Origin of the sequence: Marichromatium gracile, from assembly GCF_004343155.1 — a bacterium.
Taxonomy (GTDB): Bacteria; Pseudomonadota; Gammaproteobacteria; order Chromatiales; family Chromatiaceae; genus Marichromatium; species Marichromatium gracile.
Genome location: NZ_SMDC01000002.1, coordinates 155,581 through 178,441, shown reverse-complemented (window position 1 = coordinate 178,441; position 22,861 = coordinate 155,581). Strand labels below are relative to the sequence as shown.

Genomic DNA, 22,861 nt, shown 5'->3' with positions numbered 1-22,861 from the left:
GTCAAACCTGTAACAGCGCACCGCGGGTGAGCGGGCGCGCGAACAATTCTGCGAGATCCGCCGCTTGGTCGAATCCGTGCACCGGCGAGAACACCAGCTCGATCGACCACTTGGTACGCAACCCTTCGGCCTCGAGCGGGTTGGCCAGCCCCAGTCCACAGACGGTGAGGTCGGGACGCGCGGCGCGCACGCGGTCGAGCTGGGTCTCGAGGTCCTGGCCCTCGGTGACCCGCACGCCCTCGGGCAGCAGCGCCAGCTCGGGTTCCATCAGCTGACGATCGATGAAGGGCGAGGCGACCTCGACCAGCTCCATGCCGAGCTCGCGCTGGAGGAAGCGCGCGAGCGGGATCTCGAGCTGGGAGTCGGGCATGAAATAGATGCGCTTGCCGGCGAGCTGCTCGCGATAATGCTCGAGCCCGCGGCGGGCACGGGCCACCGCCGGCGCGGCAACCTCGTCGACGCGCTCGGGGGTCACGCCCCAGGCGGCGGCGGCGGCCTTGAGCCAGGCCAGCGTCCCCTCGACGCCGAAGGGATAAGGGGCCGAGAGCAGCGCCGCGCCGCGCTTGTGCAGCGCGCGCGCGGTCTCGCCGAGGAAGGGCTGGGCGAGCAGCACCGAGGTGCCGGGGCCGACCGGGGGCAGCTCGCTGGCCTGACGCGGCGGCAGAAAGTGCACCGGGCCGATCTCGAGGGCCTCGAACAGCCGGCGGAACTGGTCCTCGACCACGTCGGGCAGGGTGCCGAGCACCAGCAGCGAACGCTCGATGCTGGGCAGTGCCGGCAGGCGCGGCACCAGCGCGCCAAGACAGGCGTCCTCACCCTGGGTGAAGGTGGTCTCGAGGCCGCTGGCCGAGTAGTCGATGACCTGGACGCGGTCACTGTAGCGCTCGGAGAGACGCTCGGCGGCCTTACCCAGGTCGAGCTTGATCACCTCCGAGGGACAGGAGCCGACCAGAAACAGGGTCTTGATGTCGGGACGACGCTCGAGCACGTCGGCGACCACCCGGTCGAGTTCCTGGTTGCAATCGGCCATACCGGCGAGATCGCGCTCCTGGAGGATGGCGGTGGCAAAGCGCGGCTCGGCGAAGATCATCACCCCGGCGGCCGACTGCAGCAGGTGCGCGCAGGTGCGCGAACCCACCACCAGGAAGAAGGCGTCCTGGATCTTGCGGTGCAGCCAGACGATACCGGCCAGACCGCAGAAGACCTGGCGCTGACCACGCTCGCGGGTGATCTCGGGCAGCGCGCAACCGCCCTGCTTGGGTTCGCTGACCAGGCTCATTCGGCCACCTCGGCGAGCTTGGCGTTACGATTCCCCTCGAGCCGCGCCGCGCGCAGCTTGATCAGGAACTGCCCGGCATTGATCACGTAGGTGGCATAGGCGGCGAGCGCGATCCACATCTGTCCGGTCACATCGACCCAGTTGGTGGCCAGGGCGACCAGATAGGCGGTGTGCAGCGCCAGCACCAGCATGCTGAAGACGTCTTCCCAGAAGAAGGCGCGCGCGAACAGATAACGCCCGAACACGACCTTCTCCCAGATCGCGCCGGTAATCATGATGGTATAGAGGATCAGGGTCTTGATAACGATGGAGACCGTCGCCGCCAGCGCACCCTCGCCGGTTGACAGGTAACGCAGCACCAGGTACAGACTAACCAGAAAGACCACGAATTGAACGGGCGCAAGAATCCCCTGAACCAGCGTCCAAGGCGATTCGTCCCGGCGCCTGCGCTCTTCTGGGGTATAAAGCGGCGGGCGCGGGATTTGCTTTGATTGACGGAGACTCATCGTTGGCCGGGCTCGCTTCGATCCTTAGTCGTTATGTCATGCATGAGGAATCTAGTCCGCTTTCCAGGATGCGTCAACCAAACTTTACGTAAACCTGACTTGACAACCCGGCACAAGCCACCACAATAGGGTTGCGAGTCCAACGAGGCCGCTCGCGATGCCCCGGCATCAGCGTGCACGGTACGTTCGGCATGGCCCGTCCAGACCGGCGACCGCCTCCTCATTGAGCTCGAGAGTTGAGAGGGCGGGCCTCGATCCATTCGCAGTATCGAATACGGAGACGAGCCCGCGCGTCGCGCCTTGGCTTGGTTTCCGTCGAAACACCTGATTTCGGCAGCGAGCATCGCGCATCCGGGCCTGATTTGTCACCCCCCGCGTGCGCGCGCCGGGCGACTTCTGGAGGTCTCGGTGCGTGGCAAACGGGCTTCAGCGCCCGGGGTGCCGGGAGGCTTGTTGATTCATATGGGATCTCGTTCGGTGAGCCTGCCACTGCGGCCCTGACGTGGAACCTGCTAAACGCGCCCATAGGCAGTGGAGGGTCTGGTCGCCGTGAGTCCGTTCAGAGACCCAAGGGAATCCCTGGGCGTCCTCAACGCCGAAACAGCGGCGCTGTTAATCGAAGGCACAGCGGACATCGCCATCGTGATCGACGACCAAGGCGTAGTGAGCGATATCGCATACGGGAGTGACGATCTCTCCTCGGAGTTCAGCGACGAGTGGATCGGCCAGCCGTGGCTGGCGACCGTCCTCCCGGAGAGCCGCCCCAACCTCGAGGCGCTGCTCGCCGAGGCCGAGCACGATGCCATCACCCACTGGCGCCAGGTCACCCACCCCACCGCGCGCGGCACCGACATCCCGGTGCAGTATCGCGCGATGCGTCTCGGCGAGGACGGTTCGGTGGTGGCGCTCGGACGCAACCTCCAGGGGATCGCCGCACTGCAGCAGCAACTGGTCGACGCCCAGCAGGCGCTCGAGCGCGACTACTGGCGCTTCCGCCAGGTCGAGACCCGCTACCGGCTGCTGTTTCGCATGGTCTCCGAGGCCATCCTCATCATCGACGCGCCGACCCAGCGCGTGGTCGAGGCCAACCCGGCCTCGGGCCAGCTGCTCGGCGAGGCGCCCGCACGGGTGATCGGTCGCCCCTTCCCCGAGGGCTTCGACGCCGACAGCACCCAGGCCATCAACGGCCTGCTCGCCGGCGTGCGCGCCGCCGGACGGGCCGACGACGTGCGCGCCCGGCTGCTCGACAGCGGTCAGGAGTTCCTGGTCTCGGCCTCGCTGCTGCGCCAGGAGAACGTCTCCTTCCTGCTCGTCAGACTCTCGCCGCTACCGGCCGACAGCAGCTCGGGCACAGCCCACCCGGAGACCAGCTCGCGCTATCTGCGGGTACTCGAGAACGCCCCCGATTGCGTCGTCATCACCGATGGCGATGGGCGCATCCTCACCGCCAACGGCACCTTCCTCAATCTCGCCGAGGTGGCCACCGAGCAGCAGGCCCGCGGCGAGTCGCTCGACCGCTGGCTGGGCCGCCCCGGTGTCGATCTCAACGTGCTGATGGCCAACCTGCGCCAACACGGCACGGTGCGGCTGTTCGCCACCACCCTGTGCGGCGAGTACGGCTCGACCACCGAGGTCGAGATCTCGGCGGCGGCCATCCGCAACGGCGAGCGCCCCTATTTCGGCTTTTTCATCCGCGACGTCGGTCGCCGACTCGGCGCCGAGCCGGCCCCCACCCCGGAACAGCCACGCTGGCTCGAGCAACTCACCGAACGCGTCGGTCGGGTGCCGCTCAAGGAGCTGGTGCGCGAGTCGACCGACACCATCGAGCGACTCTGCATCGAGGCGGCGCTCAAGCTGACCGGGGACAACCGCGCCTCGGCCGCCGAGTTGCTCGGCTTGAGCCGCCAAAGCCTGTACGTCAAAATCGACCGCTACGGCATCACCGATCAAGCGTCCGAGGCCACGGCGCCGGACAAGAAATAGCGCCGACCTCGACACCCATGCAGCCCGACCCGATCATCACCGCGCGCAGCGTCGGCGCCTCCCGGCGGCGCCTGCACCCCTGCCCCGGGCCGAGACGCGCACCCAGTTCCACCCACGACCGCATGGCGGCATCCCCGGCCGGATCGCCGCCGCGCCCCCTGATAGGCTTTAGGTTTCCGGCATGAATCAATCGACGCTGTCCGCCACCCCCAAGCGCCCCGCCTTGCCCGCGGTACTCGAGGTCCTTCACCCCATCACCTGGTTCCCGCCGATGTGGGCCTTCGCCTGCGGCGTGGTCTCCTCCGGCGCGCCGATCCTCGACCAGCTGCTGGTGGTGTTCGCCGGTATCCTGCTCGCCGGGCCGCTGATGTGCGGCACCAGCCAGGTGGTCAACGACTGGTACGACCGTCATGTCGACGCCATCAACGAGCCCGATCGCCCCATCCCCTCCGGGCGCATCCCCGGCAATTGGGGCTTCTATCTGTCGCTGATCTGGACCGCCGCATCGCTGCTGCTCGCCTACGCGCTCGGCCCCTGGGTGTTCGGCGCCTCGCTGGTCGGCATGGCCCTGGCCTGGGCCTACAGCGCCCCGCCCTTCCGCCTCAAGGGGAACGGCTGGTGGGGCAACCTCGCCGTCGGCATCTCCTACGAGGGACTGGCCTGGGTGACCGGCGCGGCGGTGATGATCGGCGGCGCCATGCCCGACTGGCAGATCCTCGTGCTCGCCCTGCTCTACAGCATCGGCGCCCACGGCATCATGACCCTCAACGACTTCAAGGCGATCGAGGGCGACATCAAGATGAACGTGCGCACCCTGCCGGTACAGCTCGGCGTCGACCGCGCCGCTCAGCTCGCCTGCGTGGTCATGGGGCTGCCGCAGGCGATCGTGATCGCGCTGCTGTTCTCCTGGGACAAGCCGGCGCACGCCATCGCCGTCGGCGTGGTGCTGCTGATCCAGGTCGGACTGATGATCCGCTTCCTCGGCGACCCGCGCGCCCGCGCCACCTGGTTCAGCGGACTCGGTGTCAGCGTCTATGTCACCGGGATGATGATCAGCGCCTTCGCGGTGCGCGCGCTGGCCGGCTGATCCGGCGCCGCCGCCCGCCCCGCGCAGCAACCTCAACCCGGGGCGCCGGTGTACCGCGAGCGGCGGGCACAGGCGCCTCCCAACCAGGGTAGGACCCTCATGACTGAGCTCGAAACCTTCGACGTGGTGGTGATCGGCGGCGGCCCCGCCGGCGCCACCGCCGCCACCGACCTGGCCAAGCGCGGCCGTTCCGTGCTGCTGCTCGACCGTCCCGGGCGAATCAAGCCCTGTGGCGGCGCCATCCCGCCGCAGGCGATGCGCGAATTCGACATCCCCGAGGCCCAGCTGGCCACCCGGGTCTATTCCGCACGCATGGTCGCGCCCTCCAACCGCACCGTCGACATGCCGATCGACGGCGGCTATGTCGGCATGGTCGACCGCAAGGACTTCGACGAGTGGCTGCGCGAGCGCGCCGCCGAGCACGGTGCCACCCGTCTCGACGCCACCTTCGAGGCGATCGAGCGCGACGCCGACGGCACCGCCCTGGTGCGCTACCGCCCCGGTCAGGGCCGCGATTCGGGCGAGCCGCTGCAGGTGCGCGCGCGTGCGGTGATCGGCGCCGACGGCGCCCACTCGGCGGTGGCCAAGCAGTGCGTGCCCGGCGCCGAGAAGATGAAGTACGTCGCCGCCTATCACGAGATCGTACGCACCCCCGAGGGCTTCGACGGCACCCGCTGCGACGTCTACTACCAGGGCGACATCTCCCCCGACTTCTACGGCTGGGTCTTCCCCCACGGCGACACCATCAGCGTCGGCGTCGGCACCGAGATCAGCGGTTTCTCGCTGCGCTCGGCCTGCACCGAGCTGCGCAAGCGCGCCGGACTGGCCGAGGTCGAGACGCTGCGCTGCGAGGGCGCGCCGATCCCGCTCGAGCCGCTGCGCTGCTGGGACAACGGTCGTGACGTGGTGCTCGCCGGCGATGCCGCGGGCGTGGTCGCACCGGCCTCCGGCGAGGGCATCTACTACGCCCTGCTCGGCGGACGTCTGGCCGGCGAGGCGGTCGAGGAGATGCTGGCCACCGGCAAGGCCTCGGCGCTCAAACTCGCACGCAAACGCTTCATGAAGGATCACGGCCGGGTGTTCTGGATCCTCGGCATCATGCAGCGCTTCTGGTACGCCAACGACAAGCGCCGCGAGCGCTTCGTCAGCATCTGCGCCGACCCCGACGTGCAGTACCTGACCTGGGAGGCGTACATGAACAAGCGTCTGGTGCGCGCCAAGCCGACGGCGCACATCCGTATCTTCTTCAAGGACCTCGCCCACCTGCTCGGCGTCGTCTCGCCGCGCTGAACCAGGGGCCGGGCGTCGTGGAGTCGCTGTTCACCAGCGCATTGGTGATCGACCTGATCCTCGGGCTGATCGCGCTCGAGGCGCTCGCGCTCGCGCTCATCCACCGCTGGTCCGGCAAAGGACTGCCGCCGGCGGAGGTGATCGGCTTCCTGCTCTCCGGGGCCTTCCTGATGCTGGCGCTGCGCGCAGCCCTGACCGATGCCTGGTGGGGCTGGGTGGGGCTGTGGCTGACCGCCTCGCTGTTCGCCCACCTGTTCGATCTGATCCGACGCTGGCGCGACCACTGAAGCGCGCCCGAGCGGTGTCTCAGTGACCCGGCGTCCCGTCACCCTCGTCACGCCCCTCGCCGTCCTGGCGCTGGGCGGCATACCACAGCAGCCGCTCGAGCAGCGTGGTGGTATGACTCACCGAATGCTCGAAGCCCTCGAACACCGCAGGCACACGCTCCAGATCGACCCCGTCGGCGACCTCCTCGGCGGCGAGTCGGGCGTTGCCGATGATCGCGGCGAACAGTTCGCGATAGCGTTCGCCGTCGCCGCCGCACAGCGGCGCGCTGGTACGGTGTTGGCGCGCGGCGATCCCGGCATGGAGCCGCTGGCGGGCATCCTCGGCGGCCTTGATGCCGGTGAGGTCGGTGAACAGGAACATGAAGCCGAGCACCCGCCCCGGCGCCGAGAACACCGGGTCGGCGCGTAACAGCACCGGGGTCTTGCGCCCATCGGCGCCACACACCTCGAGCTCGGCGTGCCAGGGCTGGTAGTCGTCGCGGAGCGCGGCCAGCGCGGCACGCACCGTTGCAGGATCGCTCACCAGTCCGGGCAACGCGTCGAGAGACTCCAGACGTCCGGCGCCGAACAGCCGCTCGAGCGAGCGGGTGGCCAGTACCAGCCGCCCCTCGGGGTCGGTGATCAGCATCGGCTGATCGGAGATCCGCACCCGCGCCTGGGCCTCGGCGAGCTGCGCCTGGGCGATCAGCAACCGTACCGAGCGGAACTGCTGGAGCACGTCGGTCACCGATTCACCCAGCAACCGGGCGATGGCCGTCTGCCCCGAGTTCCAGGGCACCGCCCGGCCGCGCACCTCGCGCTGCTCACCGGCGAGCGCCGGGGCGCGGTTGAGTTCAGCCCCATCGGCACAGAGCAGCGGGCTGGCGCCGAGGATCAGGGTCCGCACCCGCTCGGGGCGAAACCACACCAGGTACTCGCCGCAGCCGCTCGACAGCGGCACCGCCAGCACCCCGCTGGCGGTCTCCTTGAGCGTGGCGAAGCGCGGGTCCTCGCGCATCAGCGAGGAGGTGGCGATCACCGCCGCGCGCGGCTGGCGATCGAGCCAGGCGCGGATGCGCAACAGTCCACCCTGCTCCGGGACCCGACCCAGGGTCTGCAGCTCACCGTCACAGAACAGCGCCGCGCCGCTCGCCTCGAGGCTCGCGAGCAGGGCATCACCATCGGTGACCAGCGCCGAGCGCCAGTCGCCGCTGCACGAGATCGCCTCGATCATCCCCCGCTCGAGGCGCCGCACCGCCAGCTCCGCCTGCTCCTGGATGAAGCTCTCCAGTGCCGCGATACGCGTGGCCACGGTCTCGGCGAGCAGCTCGCAGAGCGCGCGGATCTCGTAGTGGACGAAGCGCGGCGTGCGATGGTGACAGGCGATCAGACCCCACAGCCGTCCGCCCACCACCAGGGAGACGACCAGGGTGGCGCGCACGTCCATCATCTTGAGGATCTGGATGTGCAGCGGCGAGACACTGCGCAGGGTGCACAGCGACAGGTCGAGCGGCTCACCCAGAGGATGCATCGGCTGCAGCGGCACCGGCACGCTGTCGACATCGACCAGCAGCCGCACCCGTGGGCGGCGCCCCGGCTGGCGCGCCATCCGCGGCACGCAGGCCTCGGGATAACACTGGCCGAGATAGGCCGGCAGCGCCGGCTCGCGCGCCTCGGCGAAGACCTCGCCGTGACCGGCCTCGTCGAGCCGGTAGAGCATCACCCGGTCGTAGCCGGTGAGCCGCTTGAGGGTCGCGACGACCTCCTCGCCGAGCGCCCGCACCGAGGGCGCGGCGATGATCCGCTGCAGCGCCTCCTCGACCCGCCCGGAGAGTTGGAGCGACGGACCGGCGGGTTCGAGTTCGAGCACCAGCAGACCGCTGCCCGGTCGGTGTACCAGCACGTCGAACTCGGTCGCGCCGGCACCCAGGCGGCAGCGCAGCGCCAGCGCCACCGGGTTGAGCGGCGCGTCCAGATGGGGGCGCAACCGCTCGACCAGATCCTCCCCCAGCCAGCCGAGCCGGTGCCCGGGCAGCGCATCGTCGAGCCCCAGCATCCGCCGCGCATTGGTGCTCGCCTGCAGGATCTCGAGATCCTGCTCGCGCACGCTGATCAGGGCACCATGGGGCTGGATGGTCTGGATCGAATGCAGTGATTCGGGGTCACGACCCTCCGACCCGGCGATCGTGAACCTGGTCAAGGCGGAGAAACTGACACTCACAGACGGTAAACCTCCGTGCTCGGCGCCTGCCCGTGGCCACGGACGGCGGGGCAGGGCCTGCAGGCGGTGCGGGACTGGGCGGACGAACCGCCGCCCCGAACATCCGCCCGATGTCGGCGCCGACGGCGCACGACCGGGATTCGCAACCGGGCGCCGAGGGTCAGCAAGGGCGCCCCGGGCCCGGACATCTCAGACGATGGTACGTGAGCGACCCCAGGCATACCAGCGGGAGCACGGTCGACGTGACCCTCCGTCGCGCCTGAGTTACCATAATCGACTGACCCGCCCTCGTAGCTCAGCCGGATAGAGCAATCGCCTCCTAAGCGATAGGTCACAGGTTCGAATCCTGTCGAGGGCACCATCCCCCAGGCACCGGGACATCTCGCCGGCGGCCAGTATACCAGCCCCCCGCCGACACCCCGGCCGTGGCCCGCGCCGCCTGCGACCGCGCGCCGCCATGCCCGACTATGCCTGCCGGGCTCCGACCCGCGCCAGCCCGCGCAGCACCAGGTCGGGCACCGCCTCCCAGGGACGATCGAGCTGCCCGGCGAGCCGCGGCGCATCCCCCCCGGTCAGCAACAGCCGAGGCATCTCGCCGGTCTGCGAGACGAACTGGTCGTAGAGCCGGGTGGCAACGCCCAATACCGCTTGCAGGCTGCCGGCGGCCACCGCCGCACCGGTATCGCGCGCCCAGGACTCACCGCTCGGCTCGGCGGTGATCCGCGGGATCGCGGTGCCGGCGAGCAGACTCGCGCGCATCATCTCGATCCCCGGCAGGATCACCCCGCCGAGATGCTCGCCGTCGGCGGCGAGCAGATCGAAGGTCACCGCGGTACCGGCATCGAGGACGAGCTTGGCGCCCTCCCCCTCGGCCTCGGCCGCGACCAGACCCAGCCAGCGATCGACGCCGAGCCGGCTCGGCTCGTCATAGGCGATGCGCAGCCGCCCCCAGGTCGCGCGCGTGGCGACGAACTCCGGCTCGAGCGCCCAATAGGCGCGACTCACCCGACTCAGCGCCTCGGCCACCGCCGCGCCGCCGACATTGCTCACCAGCACGCGCTCGGGGCGCGGCGCCAACCGCTCCCAACTCGCCAACAGATCGAGCGGGATGCCGCCGTCGTGGCGCACCACCCCGACCTCGCCGAGCCCCTGCTCGTCAGCCAGGGTCCAGCGCAGATTGGTATTGCCGATATCGAGCAGCAACATCATCGGCCCTCCTCCGCGACCGGCCGCAGACTGACCTCGCCGGCCTGGAAGCGGCGCACCCCCTCGGCGGTCTCCAGTCGCAGCGCGCCATCGCTCTCGATCCCGGCATAGCGACCACGGATCACCCGCTCACCGAGGTGCAACGCCACCGGCTGGCCGCGCAAGGTGTCGAACCGCTCCCAGCGTGCAAGGAAGGGGGCGAGACCGACGCGCTCGTAGTCGGCCAGGGCCTCGAGCAAGGCCTCGGCGAGCCGCCCGGCCAGCGCATTGCGCACGCCCTCGACCTCGGCGGGCAAGGCCTCGGCGAGCGTCACCCAAGGCTGGTCGATCGCCGCCCCCTGGTCAGCCGCCATGCGCAGATTGATGCCGATGCCGACCACCAGATGGCTCGGCCCCTGCGACTCGCCGGCGACCTCGAGCAACAGCCCGGCGAGCTTGCGTCGCTCCCAGAGCACGTCGTTGGGCCATTTCAGCGTCACGCCCTCGACCCCGAGCGCGGCGAGCTGCTCGGCCACCACCACCCCGGCGACCAGGCTCGATGCCCCGAGCGCGGCCGGCGCCAGCGGCGAGCGCCACAGCAACGAGCCATAGAGATTGACCCCGAAGGGCGAGACCCAGGTCCGCCCCCGCCGCCCGCGCCCGGCGCTCTGCTGCTCGGCCAGACACAGGGTCGCCGAGGGCGCCCCGGCGGCGGCCTCGCGCATCAGCCAGGCGTTGGTCGAGTCGATCTGGTCATGGATGTCGAGCCGGGCGAGCCGCGCGCGCCCCTGTTCGGACATCGCCGCGAGCAGGCGCTCGCGCTCGAGCAGCTCCAGCGGCTGGGCGAGACGGTAGCCGCGCCCGCGCACCGATTCGAGCGCCAGACCGAAGCGCTCGGCGGCCTTGCGCAACGCCTTCCACACCGCCGCGCGGGTGATGCCGAGGTGCGCGGCGACGGCCTCGCCCGAGTGCACCTCGCCGTCGGCGAGCAGCCGGATCAACGCGATCTGACGATCCATCCCCGCCCCCTCAGACATGACTGGCCAGCCAGGCCGCGCGCGCTGCCTGCGCAGCGGCATCGGCCTCGGGCAGCAGACGCAGCTCGCAGGTGTCGGCCGGGGCCGGCTGCGGACGCACGGCGAGTTCGAGCAGCTCGTCGTCGCGGAAGACGTGCAGCGACACCGGCGCATCCAGCGCACCGAGCGCGGCCACCGCGCGCTCGAAGTCATCGGCGCCGATCCGCAGCCCATCGAGCGCGACCAGCCGGTCGCCGGGGGCAAGCCCGGCGCGCTCGCCCGGCGAGCCGGCGAGGACATGGCGCACCACCCCCTCGGGCGCACCCGGCGCCAGGCGCACCCCAAGGGTGGCCGGGGCCTCGACCGGGTCGAAGCGCTCGACACAACCGCCGAGATCCTTGCCATCGCGCGCCGGGCGCAACCGCATCTCGATCCCCAGGGAGGCGAACAGCGGCGCGAGATCGAGCTCGTCGGTGGAATCGAGCGCGGTGGCGAAGAAATCGCCCAGCTCGAGCCCGCTGACCTCCTCGGCCAGGGCCTCGATACCGCGCTCGGCGACACCGACCCCGGTCCGTCCGTGGCGGGTCCAGAGCGCGCGCATCACGGTATCGAGCGAACAGGCCCCGGCGCTGCGCTGGCGCAGCGTCAGATCGAGCGCCAGCGCCACCAGCGCGCCCTTGAGGTAATAGCTGACGATGACGTTGGGCGCACTCTCGTCCTGCTTGTAGAAGCGGGTCCAGGCATCGAAGCTCGACCCGGCCAGGGTCTGCAGATGCCGTCCCGGGTTGCGCTGCAAGCGGGTGATGGCGTTGGCGAGCAGGCCGAGATAGGTCGCGGTGTCGATACGACCGCTGCGCACCAGCGCCAGCTCGTCGTAGTAGGAGGTGATGCCCTCGAAGGCCCACAGCAGACGGGTGTGGACCTCGTGCTCCAGACCGCCGTCGATCAGCGCCTGGGGACGGATGCGCTTGACGTTCCAGAGATGGAAGTACTCGTGACTGCACAGCCCGAGGAAGCGGACATAGCCCTCGCGCGGCGGACGGTCGCGCTCGGCGCGTCGCGGCAGATCGGCGCGGGCGCACATCAGGCTGGTCGAGAAGCGGTGTTCGAGCCCACCGTAACCGGCGCCGGTGACGCTGGTGAGGAACAGATAGCGGTCGAGCGGCAGTTCGCCGAACAGCGCCGCATGCTCGCGGCAGATGTGCTCGAGGTCCTCGACCAGCCGCTCACCGTCGGCGCGATGCTGCCCGCTGAGCACCATGCGATGGGGTACGCCGTCGACATCGAAGGGGATCTCGGTAAACCGCCCCATCTCCACCGGATGGTCGATCAGGTCGGCATAGTCATCGGCGAGATAGCGCCCGAAGCCGCGCGTATCGACCGACTCGGGCCGGCAGGCGCAGGCCAGGCGCCAGTCGGCGCGCCCCTCGCCCGGCGGCGGCAGCAGCTCGAGCGCGCAGGGGCGCTCATCGGCGCCGTCGACCCGCAGCAACAGCCCGGGACCGTTGAAATAGGCATGGGTGGCATCGAGATGACAGCCGCGCACCGAGCGATCCCAGGCATGGACCCGATAGCGTACCCGCGCCGTGGCGACCGGCCGGTCGGCGACCCAGGTCTGCTTGTCGTGTTTCTCCAGCGCGAGCGGCGCACCCTCGCCATCGCTGGCGGCGATCTCGACGAGATTGCGGGCGAAGTCGCGGATCATATAGCTGCCCGGGATCCACGCCGGCAGACTCAGGCGCAACATGGCGGGCGCAGCGCGGGACAGCAACAACTCGACCTCGAAGAGATGGGCCTCGGGGTCGACAGGATGAACACGATAGGTCAGATCGACCGGTTGATTGCGGGTTTCAGGCATGGTCCGAAGGATTGCAGCGGATGAAGACGCCGCTACGGTAGCAGATGCCCAGGGTGCACGCAGCGTCCGGGATGCCGGGGGAGGCCCGTCGTGACACCAGCCCGACTGACGGGTGGAGGTGGAGCCTCGGCAAGCGGGTCATGTTGGGGAGGAGCAGGTCGGGGTCGGACGACCCCGCCTGATGGCGGACCGGGGATGGTCCGCCGGGCGTCCCGCCGACACCTCGGCAGGACACCGCGGGGGAGCGGCGGCAGCGCCCCTCCCCCTGAGGCGACGCCTTACCAGCGCGGTCCGCGAGACGGACGCTCACCACGGGGCTTGGCCTGGTTGACCTTCATGTTGCGCCCCTTGAGCGGGGTGTCGTTGAGGGCCTTGATGGCGGTATCGGCCTCGGAGTTGTTAGGCATCTCGACGAAGCCGAAACCCTTCGACTCACCGGTGAACTTGTCGGTGATCAAGTTCACGCTGGAGATCTCACCGTAGGCGGCGAACACGGCCTGAAGTTCTTCCTGAGTCACGCCGTAAGCGAGATTGCCAACATAAATATTCATATTCGGGATATCCATACGAGCGCGCATTGAAGAGAAAGAGAACAGCCGAAAAATCAACGCGCAACTGATTCGACAGTTTTTGTCTCCACCGTTGGAGACCAGGCCCACGTCTTCGGTACCGGCAACGGGGCATCCGGAATGGTGATCCGGAGCGATTGTCACGAGGCCGGCGTCCGATGTCCGGCGCGTCCGATCAACGGACGACGACCTGACGGCAGCGCACGGAAGCGCTGCATTGGGGCCAAGGCGGATGGACGCACCACCCGCCGATACGGACCGATCAGGCCCGTGTCGAGCCGCCTTGGCCGAGCCGGGCGCGCTTGGCGCCCTGACCGGACCGCGACTTGGATGCAGGACGCCCGGAGCGCTCCCGCTGTGCATTGCCGCCGTTACCCCGGCCGCCATTGCGACCGCCCGAACGACGGTGACGACCGCCCCGACCATGATCGAGGGTCTCGCTCGCCGGCGCCTCGGCCGAGGGCTCGAAACCGGCAACCGGCTGGAGCACGATCTCACGCTTGATCAGACGCTGGATGCCATTGAGCAGCTTGCGCTCGTCATGGCTGACCAGCGACAGCGCCCGACCACCGGCACCGGCGCGACCCGTGCGTCCGATGCGGTGAACGTAGTCTTCGGCAACGGCGGGCAGCTCGAAGTTCACCACCTGGGGCAGGTTGGCGATGTCGATGCCGCGCGCGGCGATGTCGGTCGCCACCAGCGCCCGCACCCGCCCCTGCTTGAACTCGCTCAGCGCTCGAGTGCGCGCCGACTGACTCTTGTTGCCATGGATCGCCGCTGCGGCAATCCCCTCGCGCCCCAGATACTCGGCCAAGCGGTTGGCACCGGCCTTGGTCCGGGTGAACACCAGCGCCTGCTCCCAACCCTCACGGTGGAAGAGATGGGCCAGCAGCTCACGCTTGCGCGACTTGTCGACCGGGTGCGCACCCTGCTCCACGGTCTCGGCGGCGGTATTGCGCCGGGCGACCTCGACCAGCTTGGGCTGATGGAGGATGCCGTCGGCGAGGCGCCGGATCTCGTCGGAATAGGTCGCCGAGAACAGCAGGTTCTGACGTTGCTTGGGCAGCAGCGCGAGCACCTTGCGGATATCGTGGATGAAGCCCATGTCGAGCATCCGATCGGCCTCGTCGAGGACCAGGATCTCGACCGCGGACAGGTCCAGGGTGCGGCGCGCGGCATGATCGAGCAGTCGCCCCGGCGTGGCCACCAGGATGTCGACGCCGCGCCGCAGTCGGTCGACCTGCGGCTGCATGCCGACACCACCGAAGATCACCGTCGAGCGCAGCGACACCTCACGACCATAGGCCTGGAAGCGCTCGCCGATCTGTGCCGCCAGTTCGCGAGTCGGCGACAGCACCAACGCACGGGGCAGGCGTCGTCCACCATTGCTCTTGCGGGCCGCGAGCAGCTGCAGTACGGGAAGCGCGAAGGCCGCCGTCTTGCCGGTGCCGGTCTGGGCGCCGGCGAGCAGATCATGGCCCGCCAGGACCGCAGGGATGGCCTGCTCTTGGATCGGGGTCGGGCGTGCATAGCCCTGACCTGCCACGGCACGCAGCAGATCGGCCCGCAGGCCGAGCGAATCGAAGGACATGAAGACTCCTGAAACCAGCCTAACCCAAGTCTTGAATGCTGGGGCCGGTCTAGGCAAAAAAGAGGGAGGACGTTCGAGGGTGAGGCCTTGATGGCAAGGTCGGTTCAGCCGCGAGACGACGCATCGACCGGTTGATGCGATGGATGCAGTCTACGCGCTCGGCAAGACGAAAGCCAGCGATCCATTGCAATGATCTCATCCATGAGCTGAAAACACGTCGAACCCGCCTCCGCATCGTCCGCGGCCTGCGCGGATGATATCCAGCGGCGCGGAAGGACGGAGGCGAAGCGATGCATCAACCGTTCTTGACCTGCAGATAGGTCTTTTTGAAGGTGTCGCGATCTTCCTTGGAGCTGTGGTCGAGACCCTTTTCCGTCATCTTGTCCTTCATCCAGCGCGGCAGCACGCCACGGACATAGACGTTTTCCGGGTTCTCGGGGTCGAAGTACTCGGTGTACTGGCGCGAGCCGGAGGACTTGCGGGCACCAGTGCGGCGGGGCTTCTTCCCATCGAGCAGCTCGACGATCTCGGCGAGATCATAGCCGCGCTGCTGAATCAGGTCGCGGACCTCCTGGGCCACTTCCTTCTTCGCCTCGCGACGACGGATCTCGAGTGCGCGCTTGAGCTCGGACTGCTTGCTCTCGGCCTCTTCCAGCTGGCGCCGGATTTCCTCGACGCTAAGGTTAGCGTACTCCACGTGGTCTACCTCCAATGGGGTTAGGGTGTTTTTCTTTGATGGACGCAAAAGACAGAATCTGCGCGCACCGCGTAATTTATTCGATTTATTACAAAAGTCAAGCAAAGACCTTTTATTGACCGGCCTTTTTAACTATAAAAAAACAACCACGACATCCGCTCATGCGCCTAACCGGCCATAGAGTGAACGATAAAGAACCCCCTCCTCCAGCAAATGCGGCATCCCGGCAATCTCACAAGGGGATTGCCATCGCACATTGACGAAAGGCGGGTTGATTTGGCAGGAAAAGATGATGCCGCCGGGGCGATGTCGTACACGAAAGAAGACATCCAGCTCCCCCGAACGACACCGACTCATTCAATGAGTGGAGGCTGGCGACTCGGATCCTCGCGCATGGCGGCAAGAAACATGGCATCGCCATAGCTGAAGAAGCGATAACGTTCGGCCACGGCATGACGGTAGGCCGCCATCATCCGCTGATACCCGGCAAAGGCGCACACCAGCATCAGCAGGGTCGACTCGGGCAGATGGAAATTGGTGACCATGGCATCGACCACGCGGAAGCGATAACCCGGACGAATGAACAACCGGCTCTCGCCGCGATAAGGACGCAGCTCGCCGCCGGCCGCAGCGGTCTCCAGCGCTCGCACACTGGTGGTGCCGACGGCGATCACCCGAGCGCCACGGGCGCGGGTCTCGGCCACCCGCGCGCACAGCGCCTCGTCGACCTCCAACCACTCCGAGTGCATGTGGTGCTGGTCGAGATCATCGACCCGTACCGGGCGGAAGGTCCCGGCACCGACATGCAGGGTGATCTCGGCACGCTCGACGCCGCGCGCATCGAGCCGATCGAGCAACGCCTCATCGAAGTGCAACCCGGCCGTCGGCGCCGCCACCGCGCCGGCATTGCGCGCATAGACGGTCTGATAGCGCGACTCGTCGGCGGCCTCGTCGGCGCGGGTGATATACGGCGGTAGCGGCATGTGCCCGAAGCGCTCCATCAATACCGCGAAGTCGTCATCGAGTGCGCGCAGCCGGAACAGGTCATCATCACGTCCGATCACCTCGATGCGCGGCACGCCGTCGATCGAGAGCCGGGCGCCGGGCTTGGGCGACTTGCTCGCGCGCAGATGCGCCAGCGCCACCCCGGGCTCGACCACCCGCTCGATCAGCAGCTCCACCCGCCCGCCGGTCTCCTTGACGGCGAACAGACGCGCGCGCATCACCCGGGTGTTGTTGAACACCAACAGATCGTTCGGTCGCAGCAGTGCGGGCAGGTCGAGAAAGCGTCGGTCACTCGGCCGCTCGGCCCCGGCCTCGAGCACCAGCAGGCGCGAGGCGGCACGCTCGGCGAGCGGATACTGCGCGATCAACTCGTCGGGAAGATCGAAATGGAAGTCTGAACGGCGCATCGCTTGGCAGTGCAAAAGAGATCGAGGGTCGACGGATAGCCACCGACCGGGAAACAGGGGCACGAGACGCCGCGAACACGGCATCCGCACGAATACGAAAGCATGGGGACCGCCGTCACGCCCGATCGGGCCGACGACATCCTTGCGGTCAGCGCACGACGTCTGGTCGCGACCGGGCTGCGCCGCCAGGAACTCGGCGCGACGAAAACGGATCATTGTCGCCGATCGGCGCGCACTTGTCCTTGGCCGGGATCAATCCAGCACCAAGCGGACCAGGCTCCATAGGCGATGGCCCGGACTCTGGTCTAACATGCCCGCTCCATCGCAACCGGCATCACAGCACCGAGATGATCAGCTACGGAATCGACCGCCTGCTCGCCGAGCCCGAGCTGCGCCGCCCACTGCACGGCCGGCGCCTCGCCCTGCTCGGCCACGCCGCCTCGCTGAGCGCCAGCGGCCAGCACAGCCTCGACGCCCTGATGGCGCTCCCCGACCTCGACCTGGTGGCCGCCTTCGGCCCCCAGCACGGGATGCGCGGCGACAAGCAGGACAACATGGTCGAGACCCCGGACGAGCGCGATCCGCGCCACGGCATCCCGGTCTACAGCCTCTATGGCGAGGCGCGCTATCCGACCGCGCGGATGCTCGAGAGTTTCGACGTGCTGCTGGTCGACCTGCAGGACGTCGGCACCCGCATCTACACCTACATCACCACCCTGGCCTATCTGATCGAGGCCTGCGCCCGCCATGGCAAGGCGCTGTGGGTGCTCGATCGCCCCAACCCCGCCGGGCGCCCGATCGAGGGCAGCATCCTCGAACCGGGCTGGGAGAGCTTCGTCGGCGCCGGGGCACTGATCATGCGCCACGGTCTCACCCTCGGCGAGCTGGCGCGCTGGTTCGCCGCGCGCGGCGGGCACGACCTCGAGCTCGAGGTGGTCGAGATGCAGGGCTATCGGCCCGAGCAGGGGCCCGGGTTCGGCTGGCCGTTGCACCAGCGCCCCTGGGTCAACCCCAGCCCCAACGCCGCCAGCCTCAACATGGCGCGCTGCTATCCCGGCACCGTGATGCTCGAGGGCACCACCCTCTCCGAGGGACGCGGCACCACCACCCCGCTGGAACTGGTCGGCGCCCCGGACCTCAACTTCAACCGCATCCTCGCGCGGATGGAGGCGCTGTGCCCGGCCTGGACCCGCGGCGCACTGCTGCGTCCCTGCTGGTTCGAGCCGACCTTCCACAAGCACCAGGGCGCGCGCTGCGCCGGGGTGCAGATCCACACCGATCAGGCCGGCTACGATCACGGCGCGTTCCGCCCCTACCGGCTGATCGCGCTGTTGTTCAAGGCGCTGCGTCTGGAGTCCCCCGACTATCCGCTGTGGCGTCACTTCGCCTATGAGTACGAGCACGAGCGCCTGGCCATCGACCTGATCTGCGGCGGCCCGCTGCTGCGCGAATGGGTCGACGACCCCGCGGCCACCCCCGCCGATCTCGAACGGCGCCTGAGCGCCGACGAGCACGCCTGGCGCGAGCAGATCGAGCCGCTGCTGATCTACCCCTGACCCCGGGAGGAGCCCCGCGTGCGCACCACCGTCGCCATCCTGCTGACCCTGCTGGGCCTCGCCGCCCCGGCGCTCGCCGAGACACGACCGGCGATCGGCCTGGCGCTCTCCGGCGGCGGCGCGCGCGGCGCCGCCCATGTCGGCGTGCTGCGCGAGCTCGAACGCCGCCGCATCCCCATCGACTACATCGCCGGCACCTCGATGGGCGCGGTCGTCGGTGGACTCTATGCCATGGGGATGTCGCCCGACGAGATCGAGCGGACGATCGAGGACATCGACTGGACGGCGATCTTTCAGGACGAGCCGGCCCGTGCCACGCGACGGATGCAGCGCAAGCTCGAGGACCGGAGCTTTCTGATCAAGAGCCGACCCGGGGTCGACGAGGAGGCCGGGCGGGTCAACCTGGTACCGGCGCTGATCCAGGGCCAGCGGCTGAAACTGGCGCTGCGCGAGTATACCCTGCCGGCCACCGCGATTCACGACTTCGACCGTCTGCGCATCCCCTTCCGCGCCATCGCCACCGATGTCGTCAGCGGCGAGGCGGTGGTGCTCGGCGGCGGTGATCTGGCCACCGCGATCCGCGCCAGCATGGCCGTCCCCGCGGTGTTCGCCCCGGTCGAGATCGGCGAGCGACTGCTGGTCGACGGCGGGCTGGCGATGAACCTGCCGATCGGGGGGGTGCGCGAGATGGGCGCCGAGATCGTCATTGCCGTCGACATCGGCGGCCCGCGCCGCGACCGCGAGTCGATCACCGACGTGCTGGAGATGCTCGATCAGGTCGCCAGCCTGGTGACCTGGCGCAACACCCAGGCCGAGATCGCCACCCTGGGCCCGCGCGACCTGCTGCTCACCCCGCCGCTCGGGCGCCGGATGCTGGCCAGCGACTTCGACAAGATGCTCGAGGCGATCGCCATCGGCGAGCAGGCCGCGCGCGCCACCGGGGCGCCGCTCGACGCCCTCGCCCTGCCCGCGGCGCGCTATGCCGCCTACCGCCAAGCCCACCGCCGCGCCGACTACCAGGCGCCAGTGATCACTCGGCTCGGCATCGACAACGACTCCGGGCTCGACGACGCGGTGCTCGCCCGGCGCATCCAGGTCACCCCCGGCGAGCGGTTCGACCCCGAGACGCTCGCCGAACAGATCGAGCGGGTCTACGACCAGGACGTGTTCGAGACGGTGCGCTACCGCATCGAGCCCGAACCGGGCGACGACGAGCGCGCCGCGCTGCACATCAGCGCGCGCGAGAAGCGCTGGGGCACCAGCTCGCTGCAGGGTGGGCTGGAGCTGAGTTCGAGCGGAGGCGGCAACTCCCGCTTCAACCTCGGCGCGGCCTATACCAAGGCCCCGCTCACCGATCTCAACGGCGAGTGGCGCACCGAGATCCGGCTCGGCGAGGAGCCGGGCATCCTCTCCAACCTCTATCTGCCGCTCGACCCCGCCGAGCGCTGGTTCGCCGGGCTGGGCGTCGGCTATCTCTCCGAGAGCCTGACCCTGTTCGACCCCAGCGCCCAGGACGCGCCGCTCGCCGAGTACCAGCTCAACCGGTTCGGCGCCAACGTCAAGCTCGGGCGCAATCTCGGCGACTGGGGCCGGATCGCGCTCGGCTACGCCCACTATCGCGGCGACGCCGACCTGCGCGTCGGCGATCCCGGCTTCGGCGGCTACAACTTCGACGTCGGCGCACTCGAGTTCAGGTTCGACATCGACACCCTCGACAGCGCCAACTTCCCCGCCAGCGGCTGGGCCGCGAGCGCCTTCGGCGAACACTCGCGCACCGCACTCGGCGCCACCAGCAACTACGACCAGGCCGGGATCGAGCTGGTGCACGCCCTGGGGCGCGGTCGTCACCGCCTGATCACCGCGCTGACCCTGGCCGGCAACTTCGGCGGCGAGACCCCGCTGCACGCCTACTACCGGCTCGGCGGCTTCCTCAACCTCTCCGGCTTCAACCAGCTCGAACTCTCCGGGGCCAACCTCGGGCTGGCGCGCGCGATCTATCTCCACGCCTTCGACACCGGGCTGGTGCCGACCTATGCCGGCGCCTCGCTCGAGGTCGGCAACACCTGGGCGCGGCGCGGCGACATCGGCGCCGACAGCCTGCGTCTGGGCAGCAGCCTGTTTCTCGGCGCCGACACCCCGATCGGCCCGCTCTATCTCGGCTACGGCTATGCCGACGGCGGCAACGACGCCCTCTATCTGTTCCTCGGTCGCCCCTGGAACCGGGCGCTGATCCACTAACCCTGGGGCGGCGCGGCGAAGTACAGCAGCGCGCGCAGCCCGGGCCGGTTGTCCTCGAGCACCACCCGCGCCCGATGCAGCTCGGCCACCGCCCGCACCAGACTCAGCCCCAGCCCGCTGCCCGGGGTCGAGCGGCTGTCGTCGGCGCGGAAGAAGCGGCGGAACACCGCCTCGCGCAGCGCCTCCGGGATGCCCGGCCCGTCGTCGGCGACACCGATGCAGGGGGCGCCATCGCGGGTGTCGAGACGGATCACGATGGCGCCCTCGGGCGGACCGTACTTGATGGCGTTGTCGACCAGATTGGCGAGCGCCTGGAACAGCAGGTCACGATCGCCGGCGAGCGTCGCCGGGGCGGCGATCTCCAGGGTCAGGCGCTGACCGCGCTCGGCGGCCACCGGCTCGTAGAGCTCGCGCAGATCCTCCAGCAGCGCCGCCAGCGCCACCGGGGCGAAGGCCGCGCGGCGTCCGCCCGACTCGATCCGGGCGATGCGCAACAGCGCATTGAAGGTCGCCAGCAGCTCGTCGGCGTCGGCGATCGCGGTCTCGGCCAGCGCCCGCGCCGCCTCGGGGTCGTCGAGCGCGGCGGCGAGCAGCTCCAGCCGGGTGCGCAGCCGGGTCAACGGGGTGCGCAGGTCGTGGGCGATGTTGTCCGAGACCTGCCGCACCCCGGCCATCAGCCCCTCGATACGATCGAGCATCTGGTTGAGGTTGCGCGCGAGCTGATCGAAATCGTCGTCGCTGCCGCCGAGCGGGATGCGCCGGGCCAGATCGCCGGCCATGATCTCGCGACTGGTGTGGTTGATCGCCTCGAGCCGGCGCACCACCCCGGCGCTCATCAGCCAGCCGCCGAGCAGCGCCAGCGCGGCGGTCATCGCCACCCCCCAGTAGAGCGCCCGCTCGATCAGGGTGCGCGTCGCCTCCAGCTCGCGGATGTCGCGCCCGACCAGCAGCCGCAGCCCGCCGCGCAGCCGGAACACCCGCGCCCGCGCGGCGTGCGCCGCACCGACATCATCGGGACCGCGCTCGCGCAGCCGGAAGCGCACCCAGCCCGACTCATCCGGGGTATCGGCCGGCCAGCGGTCGAGGTTGCCGAGGATCCACTGGCGCCGGGCATCGACCAGCAGATAGACGCTCGCCCCGCTGGGATCGCGACGGATGCGCTCCTCGATCAGTGTGCGCAGACCGGCCAGCCCGCGCTGGCGGTACTGCTCGGCCAGCCCCCGCACCTCGGCGGCGATGGTGGCGTCGGTCTGGCGGTCCATGTACCCGGCCGTCGACCAGTAGATGAAGCCGAGCAGGATCGCCGCCGAGGCGCAGGCGAGCAGGACGTGGAGCAGCGCGAGGCGAAAGATCGAGCTGTGGAGGATACGCCCGACCCGGCGCCGCGCCCGCGACCAGGTCGCCTGCGCCAGACGCATCGGGCTCATGCGGCGCGGATCATGTAGCCGGCGCCGCGCACTGTGTGCAGCAACGGGGTCGGGAAGTCCTTGTCGATCTTCGCCCGCAGCCGGCTGACATGGACGTCGATGACATTGGTCTGGGGGTCGAAGTGATAGTCCCAGACATGCTCGAGCAGCATGGTCCGGGTCACCACCTGACCGGCATGGCGCAGCAGGTACTCGAGCAGGCGGAACTCGCGCGGCTGCAGCACGATCGCGCGTCCGCCACGGGTCACCTCGCGCGCGAGCAGGTCCATCTCCAGATCGCCCACCCGCAGCCGCGTCTCCGGCGCCTCGCCGCCACCGCGCCGCAACAGCGCCTCGAGCCGGGCGTGCAGCTCGGAGAAGGCAAAGGGCTTGGTCAGATAGTCATCGCCGCCGGCGCGCAGCCCCTCGACGCGGTCGTCGACCTCGCCGAGGGCGCTGAGGATCAGCGCCGGGGTGTGATCGTCGGCGGCGCGCAGGGTGCGCACGATCGCCAGTCCGTCGAGCCCGGGGAGCATGCGATCGACGATCAGCGCGTCATAGCCGCCGCCGGCCGCCTGCAGCAACCCCTCGCGACCATCATCGGCATGGTCGACCAGGGCGCCGATCTCGCCCAGCGCCTTGCGCAGATAATCGGCCATCTGCGCATCATCCTCGATCAGCAGGATCCGCATCCCCGCGCC

The 22,861-nt window shown here is 69.2% G+C and carries 18 protein-coding genes and 1 tRNA gene; 7 read left to right on the top strand and 12 right to left on the bottom strand.

Features of this window, described 5'->3' with window-relative positions; all coding sequences use genetic code 11:
* Nucleotide 1: 1 nt before the first annotated feature.
* Together EDC29_RS03815 and bchF are read right to left on the bottom strand one after the other, a co-directional pair.
* Entirely contained in the window at nt 2-1,279 is a 1,278-nt protein-coding gene (locus tag EDC29_RS03815; protein WP_123139968.1) for a ferredoxin:protochlorophyllide reductase (ATP-dependent) subunit N, read from the bottom strand.
* Nucleotides 1,276-1,785, bottom strand: coding sequence for a 2-vinyl bacteriochlorophyllide hydratase (gene bchF, locus EDC29_RS03810; RefSeq protein ID WP_062272403.1), 510 nt, complete (start codon nt 1,783-1,785; stop codon nt 1,276-1,278). Before bchF ends, EDC29_RS03815 begins: the two co-directional genes overlap by 4 nt.
* Before the next feature lie 549 nt (nt 1,786-2,334).
* Between bchF and ppsR the strand changes: the two genes are divergently transcribed.
* The 4 genes from ppsR (at nt 2,335) to EDC29_RS03790 (ending at nt 6,432) form a co-directional block, all read left to right on the top strand.
* The gene (gene ppsR, locus EDC29_RS03805) at nt 2,335-3,768 is read left to right on the top strand and encodes a transcriptional regulator PpsR (protein WP_123140041.1); all 1,434 of its coding nucleotides are present in this window, start codon (nt 2,335-2,337) and stop codon (nt 3,766-3,768) included.
* A gap of 181 nt (nt 3,769-3,949) precedes the next feature.
* The gene (gene chlG, locus EDC29_RS03800) at nt 3,950-4,855 is read left to right on the top strand and encodes a chlorophyll synthase ChlG (protein ID WP_123139969.1); all 906 of its coding nucleotides are present in this window, start codon (nt 3,950-3,952) and stop codon (nt 4,853-4,855) included.
* Between the two features lie 99 nt (nt 4,856-4,954).
* The gene (locus tag EDC29_RS03795) at nt 4,955-6,145 is read left to right on the top strand and encodes a geranylgeranyl diphosphate reductase (protein ID WP_062272407.1); all 1,191 of its coding nucleotides are present in this window, start codon (nt 4,955-4,957) and stop codon (nt 6,143-6,145) included.
* A 17-nt stretch (nt 6,146-6,162) separates the two neighbouring features.
* The gene (locus EDC29_RS03790; protein ID WP_123139970.1) at nt 6,163-6,432 is read left to right on the top strand and encodes a hypothetical protein; all 270 of its coding nucleotides are present in this window, start codon (nt 6,163-6,165) and stop codon (nt 6,430-6,432) included.
* Nucleotides 6,433-6,451: 19 nt separating this feature from the next.
* Here the strand turns inward: EDC29_RS03790 and EDC29_RS03785 are convergent, their stop codons facing one another.
* Nucleotides 6,452-8,611: a GAF domain-containing protein gene (locus tag EDC29_RS03785; RefSeq protein ID WP_223806960.1), complete on the bottom strand. Its 2,160-nt coding sequence runs from the start codon at nt 8,609-8,611 to the stop codon at nt 6,452-6,454.
* Nucleotides 8,612-8,916: 305 nt separating this feature from the next.
* Here EDC29_RS03785 and EDC29_RS03780 point away from each other — a divergent pair.
* A tRNA-Arg gene (locus EDC29_RS03780) sits at nt 8,917-8,993 on the top strand.
* Nucleotides 8,994-9,097: 104 nt separating this feature from the next.
* On the opposite strand, the gene EDC29_RS03775 is transcribed toward EDC29_RS03780, so the two are convergent.
* The 7 genes from EDC29_RS03775 to queA all read right to left on the bottom strand — a co-directional run bounded on the left by EDC29_RS03775 (nt 9,098) and on the right by queA (nt 16,960).
* Nucleotides 9,098-9,838 carry a type III pantothenate kinase gene (locus EDC29_RS03775; protein ID WP_341777148.1) on the bottom strand — a complete coding sequence of 247 codons (741 nt, stop codon included), beginning with the start codon at nt 9,836-9,838 and terminating at the stop codon, nt 9,098-9,100.
* The gene (gene birA, locus EDC29_RS03770) at nt 9,838-10,836 is read right to left on the bottom strand and encodes a bifunctional biotin--[acetyl-CoA-carboxylase] ligase/biotin operon repressor BirA (protein ID WP_132228633.1); all 999 of its coding nucleotides are present in this window, start codon (nt 10,834-10,836) and stop codon (nt 9,838-9,840) included. Before birA ends, EDC29_RS03775 begins: the two co-directional genes overlap by 1 nt.
* Nucleotides 10,837-10,846: 10 nt before the next feature.
* Nucleotides 10,847-12,691, bottom strand: coding sequence for a M61 family metallopeptidase (locus tag EDC29_RS03765; RefSeq protein ID WP_132228631.1), 1,845 nt, complete (start codon nt 12,689-12,691; stop codon nt 10,847-10,849).
* Nucleotides 12,692-12,969: 278 nt separating this feature from the next.
* Entirely contained in the window at nt 12,970-13,242 is a 273-nt protein-coding gene (locus EDC29_RS03760; RefSeq protein ID WP_005221201.1) for an RNA recognition motif domain-containing protein, read from the bottom strand.
* Nucleotides 13,243-13,522: 280 nt separating this feature from the next.
* On the bottom strand, nt 13,523-14,851 hold the full coding sequence (locus EDC29_RS03755; RefSeq protein WP_123139975.1) for a DEAD/DEAH box helicase: 1,329 nt from the start codon (nt 14,849-14,851) through the stop codon (nt 13,523-13,525).
* Between the two features lie 295 nt (nt 14,852-15,146).
* Complete coding sequence (locus EDC29_RS03750) at nt 15,147-15,548, bottom strand: H-NS histone family protein (RefSeq protein ID WP_123139976.1); 402 nt, start codon at nt 15,546-15,548, stop codon at nt 15,147-15,149.
* 353 nt (nt 15,549-15,901) lie between these two features.
* Complete coding sequence (queA, locus tag EDC29_RS03745) at nt 15,902-16,960, bottom strand: tRNA preQ1(34) S-adenosylmethionine ribosyltransferase-isomerase QueA (RefSeq protein WP_123142034.1); 1,059 nt, start codon at nt 16,958-16,960, stop codon at nt 15,902-15,904.
* A 347-nt stretch (nt 16,961-17,307) separates the two neighbouring features.
* On the opposite strand from queA, the gene EDC29_RS03740 reads away from it, so the two are divergent.
* Both EDC29_RS03740 and EDC29_RS03735 read left to right on the top strand, forming a co-directional pair.
* Nucleotides 17,308-18,516: an exo-beta-N-acetylmuramidase NamZ family protein gene (locus tag EDC29_RS03740; RefSeq protein ID WP_132228629.1), complete on the top strand. Its 1,209-nt coding sequence runs from the start codon at nt 17,308-17,310 to the stop codon at nt 18,514-18,516.
* Nucleotides 18,517-18,534: 18 nt separating this feature from the next.
* Complete coding sequence (locus EDC29_RS03735) at nt 18,535-20,754, top strand: patatin-like phospholipase family protein (RefSeq protein WP_132228627.1); 2,220 nt, start codon at nt 18,535-18,537, stop codon at nt 20,752-20,754.
* On the opposite strand, the gene EDC29_RS03730 is transcribed toward EDC29_RS03735, so the two are convergent.
* Both EDC29_RS03730 and EDC29_RS03725 read right to left on the bottom strand, forming a co-directional pair.
* Entirely contained in the window at nt 20,751-22,181 is a 1,431-nt protein-coding gene (locus tag EDC29_RS03730) for a sensor histidine kinase (protein WP_338086182.1), read from the bottom strand. The genes EDC29_RS03735 and EDC29_RS03730 overlap by 4 nt on opposite strands.
* A complete protein-coding gene (locus EDC29_RS03725; protein ID WP_062272425.1) occupies nt 22,178-22,852 on the bottom strand; it encodes a response regulator transcription factor in 675 nt (224 codons plus the stop codon). The genes EDC29_RS03730 and EDC29_RS03725 overlap by 4 nt, the downstream gene beginning before the upstream one ends.
* Nucleotides 22,853-22,861: the final 9 nt, after the last annotated feature.

Coding starts and splice junctions, on each gene's coding strand:
- EDC29_RS03740 (WP_132228629.1), top strand. CDS start 17,308: ATGATCAGCTACGGAATCGACCGCCTGCTCGCCGAGCCCGAGCTGCGC.
- EDC29_RS03795 (WP_062272407.1), top strand. CDS start 4,955: ATGACTGAGCTCGAAACCTTCGACGTGGTGGTGATCGGCGGCGGCCCC.
- EDC29_RS03765 (WP_132228631.1), bottom strand. CDS start 12,691: ATGCCTGAAACCCGCAATCAACCGGTCGATCTGACCTATCGTGTTCAT.
- queA (WP_123142034.1), bottom strand. CDS start 16,960: ATGCGCCGTTCAGACTTCCATTTCGATCTTCCCGACGAGTTGATCGCG.
- EDC29_RS03755 (WP_123139975.1), bottom strand. CDS start 14,851: ATGTCCTTCGATTCGCTCGGCCTGCGGGCCGATCTGCTGCGTGCCGTG.
- EDC29_RS03760 (WP_005221201.1), bottom strand. CDS start 13,242: ATGAATATTTATGTTGGCAATCTCGCTTACGGCGTGACTCAGGAAGAA.
- EDC29_RS03815 (WP_123139968.1), bottom strand. CDS start 1,279: ATGAGCCTGGTCAGCGAACCCAAGCAGGGCGGTTGCGCGCTGCCCGAG.
- chlG (WP_123139969.1), top strand. CDS start 3,950: ATGAATCAATCGACGCTGTCCGCCACCCCCAAGCGCCCCGCCTTGCCC.
- EDC29_RS03775 (WP_341777148.1), bottom strand. CDS start 9,838: ATGTTGCTGCTCGATATCGGCAATACCAATCTGCGCTGGACCCTGGCT.
- birA (WP_132228633.1), bottom strand. CDS start 10,836: ATGGATCGTCAGATCGCGTTGATCCGGCTGCTCGCCGACGGCGAGGTG.
- bchF (WP_062272403.1), bottom strand. CDS start 1,785: ATGAGTCTCCGTCAATCAAAGCAAATCCCGCGCCCGCCGCTTTATACC.
- EDC29_RS03725 (WP_062272425.1), bottom strand. CDS start 22,852: ATGCGGATCCTGCTGATCGAGGATGATGCGCAGATGGCCGATTATCTG.
- EDC29_RS03730 (WP_338086182.1), bottom strand. CDS start 22,181: ATGAGCCCGATGCGTCTGGCGCAGGCGACCTGGTCGCGGGCGCGGCGC.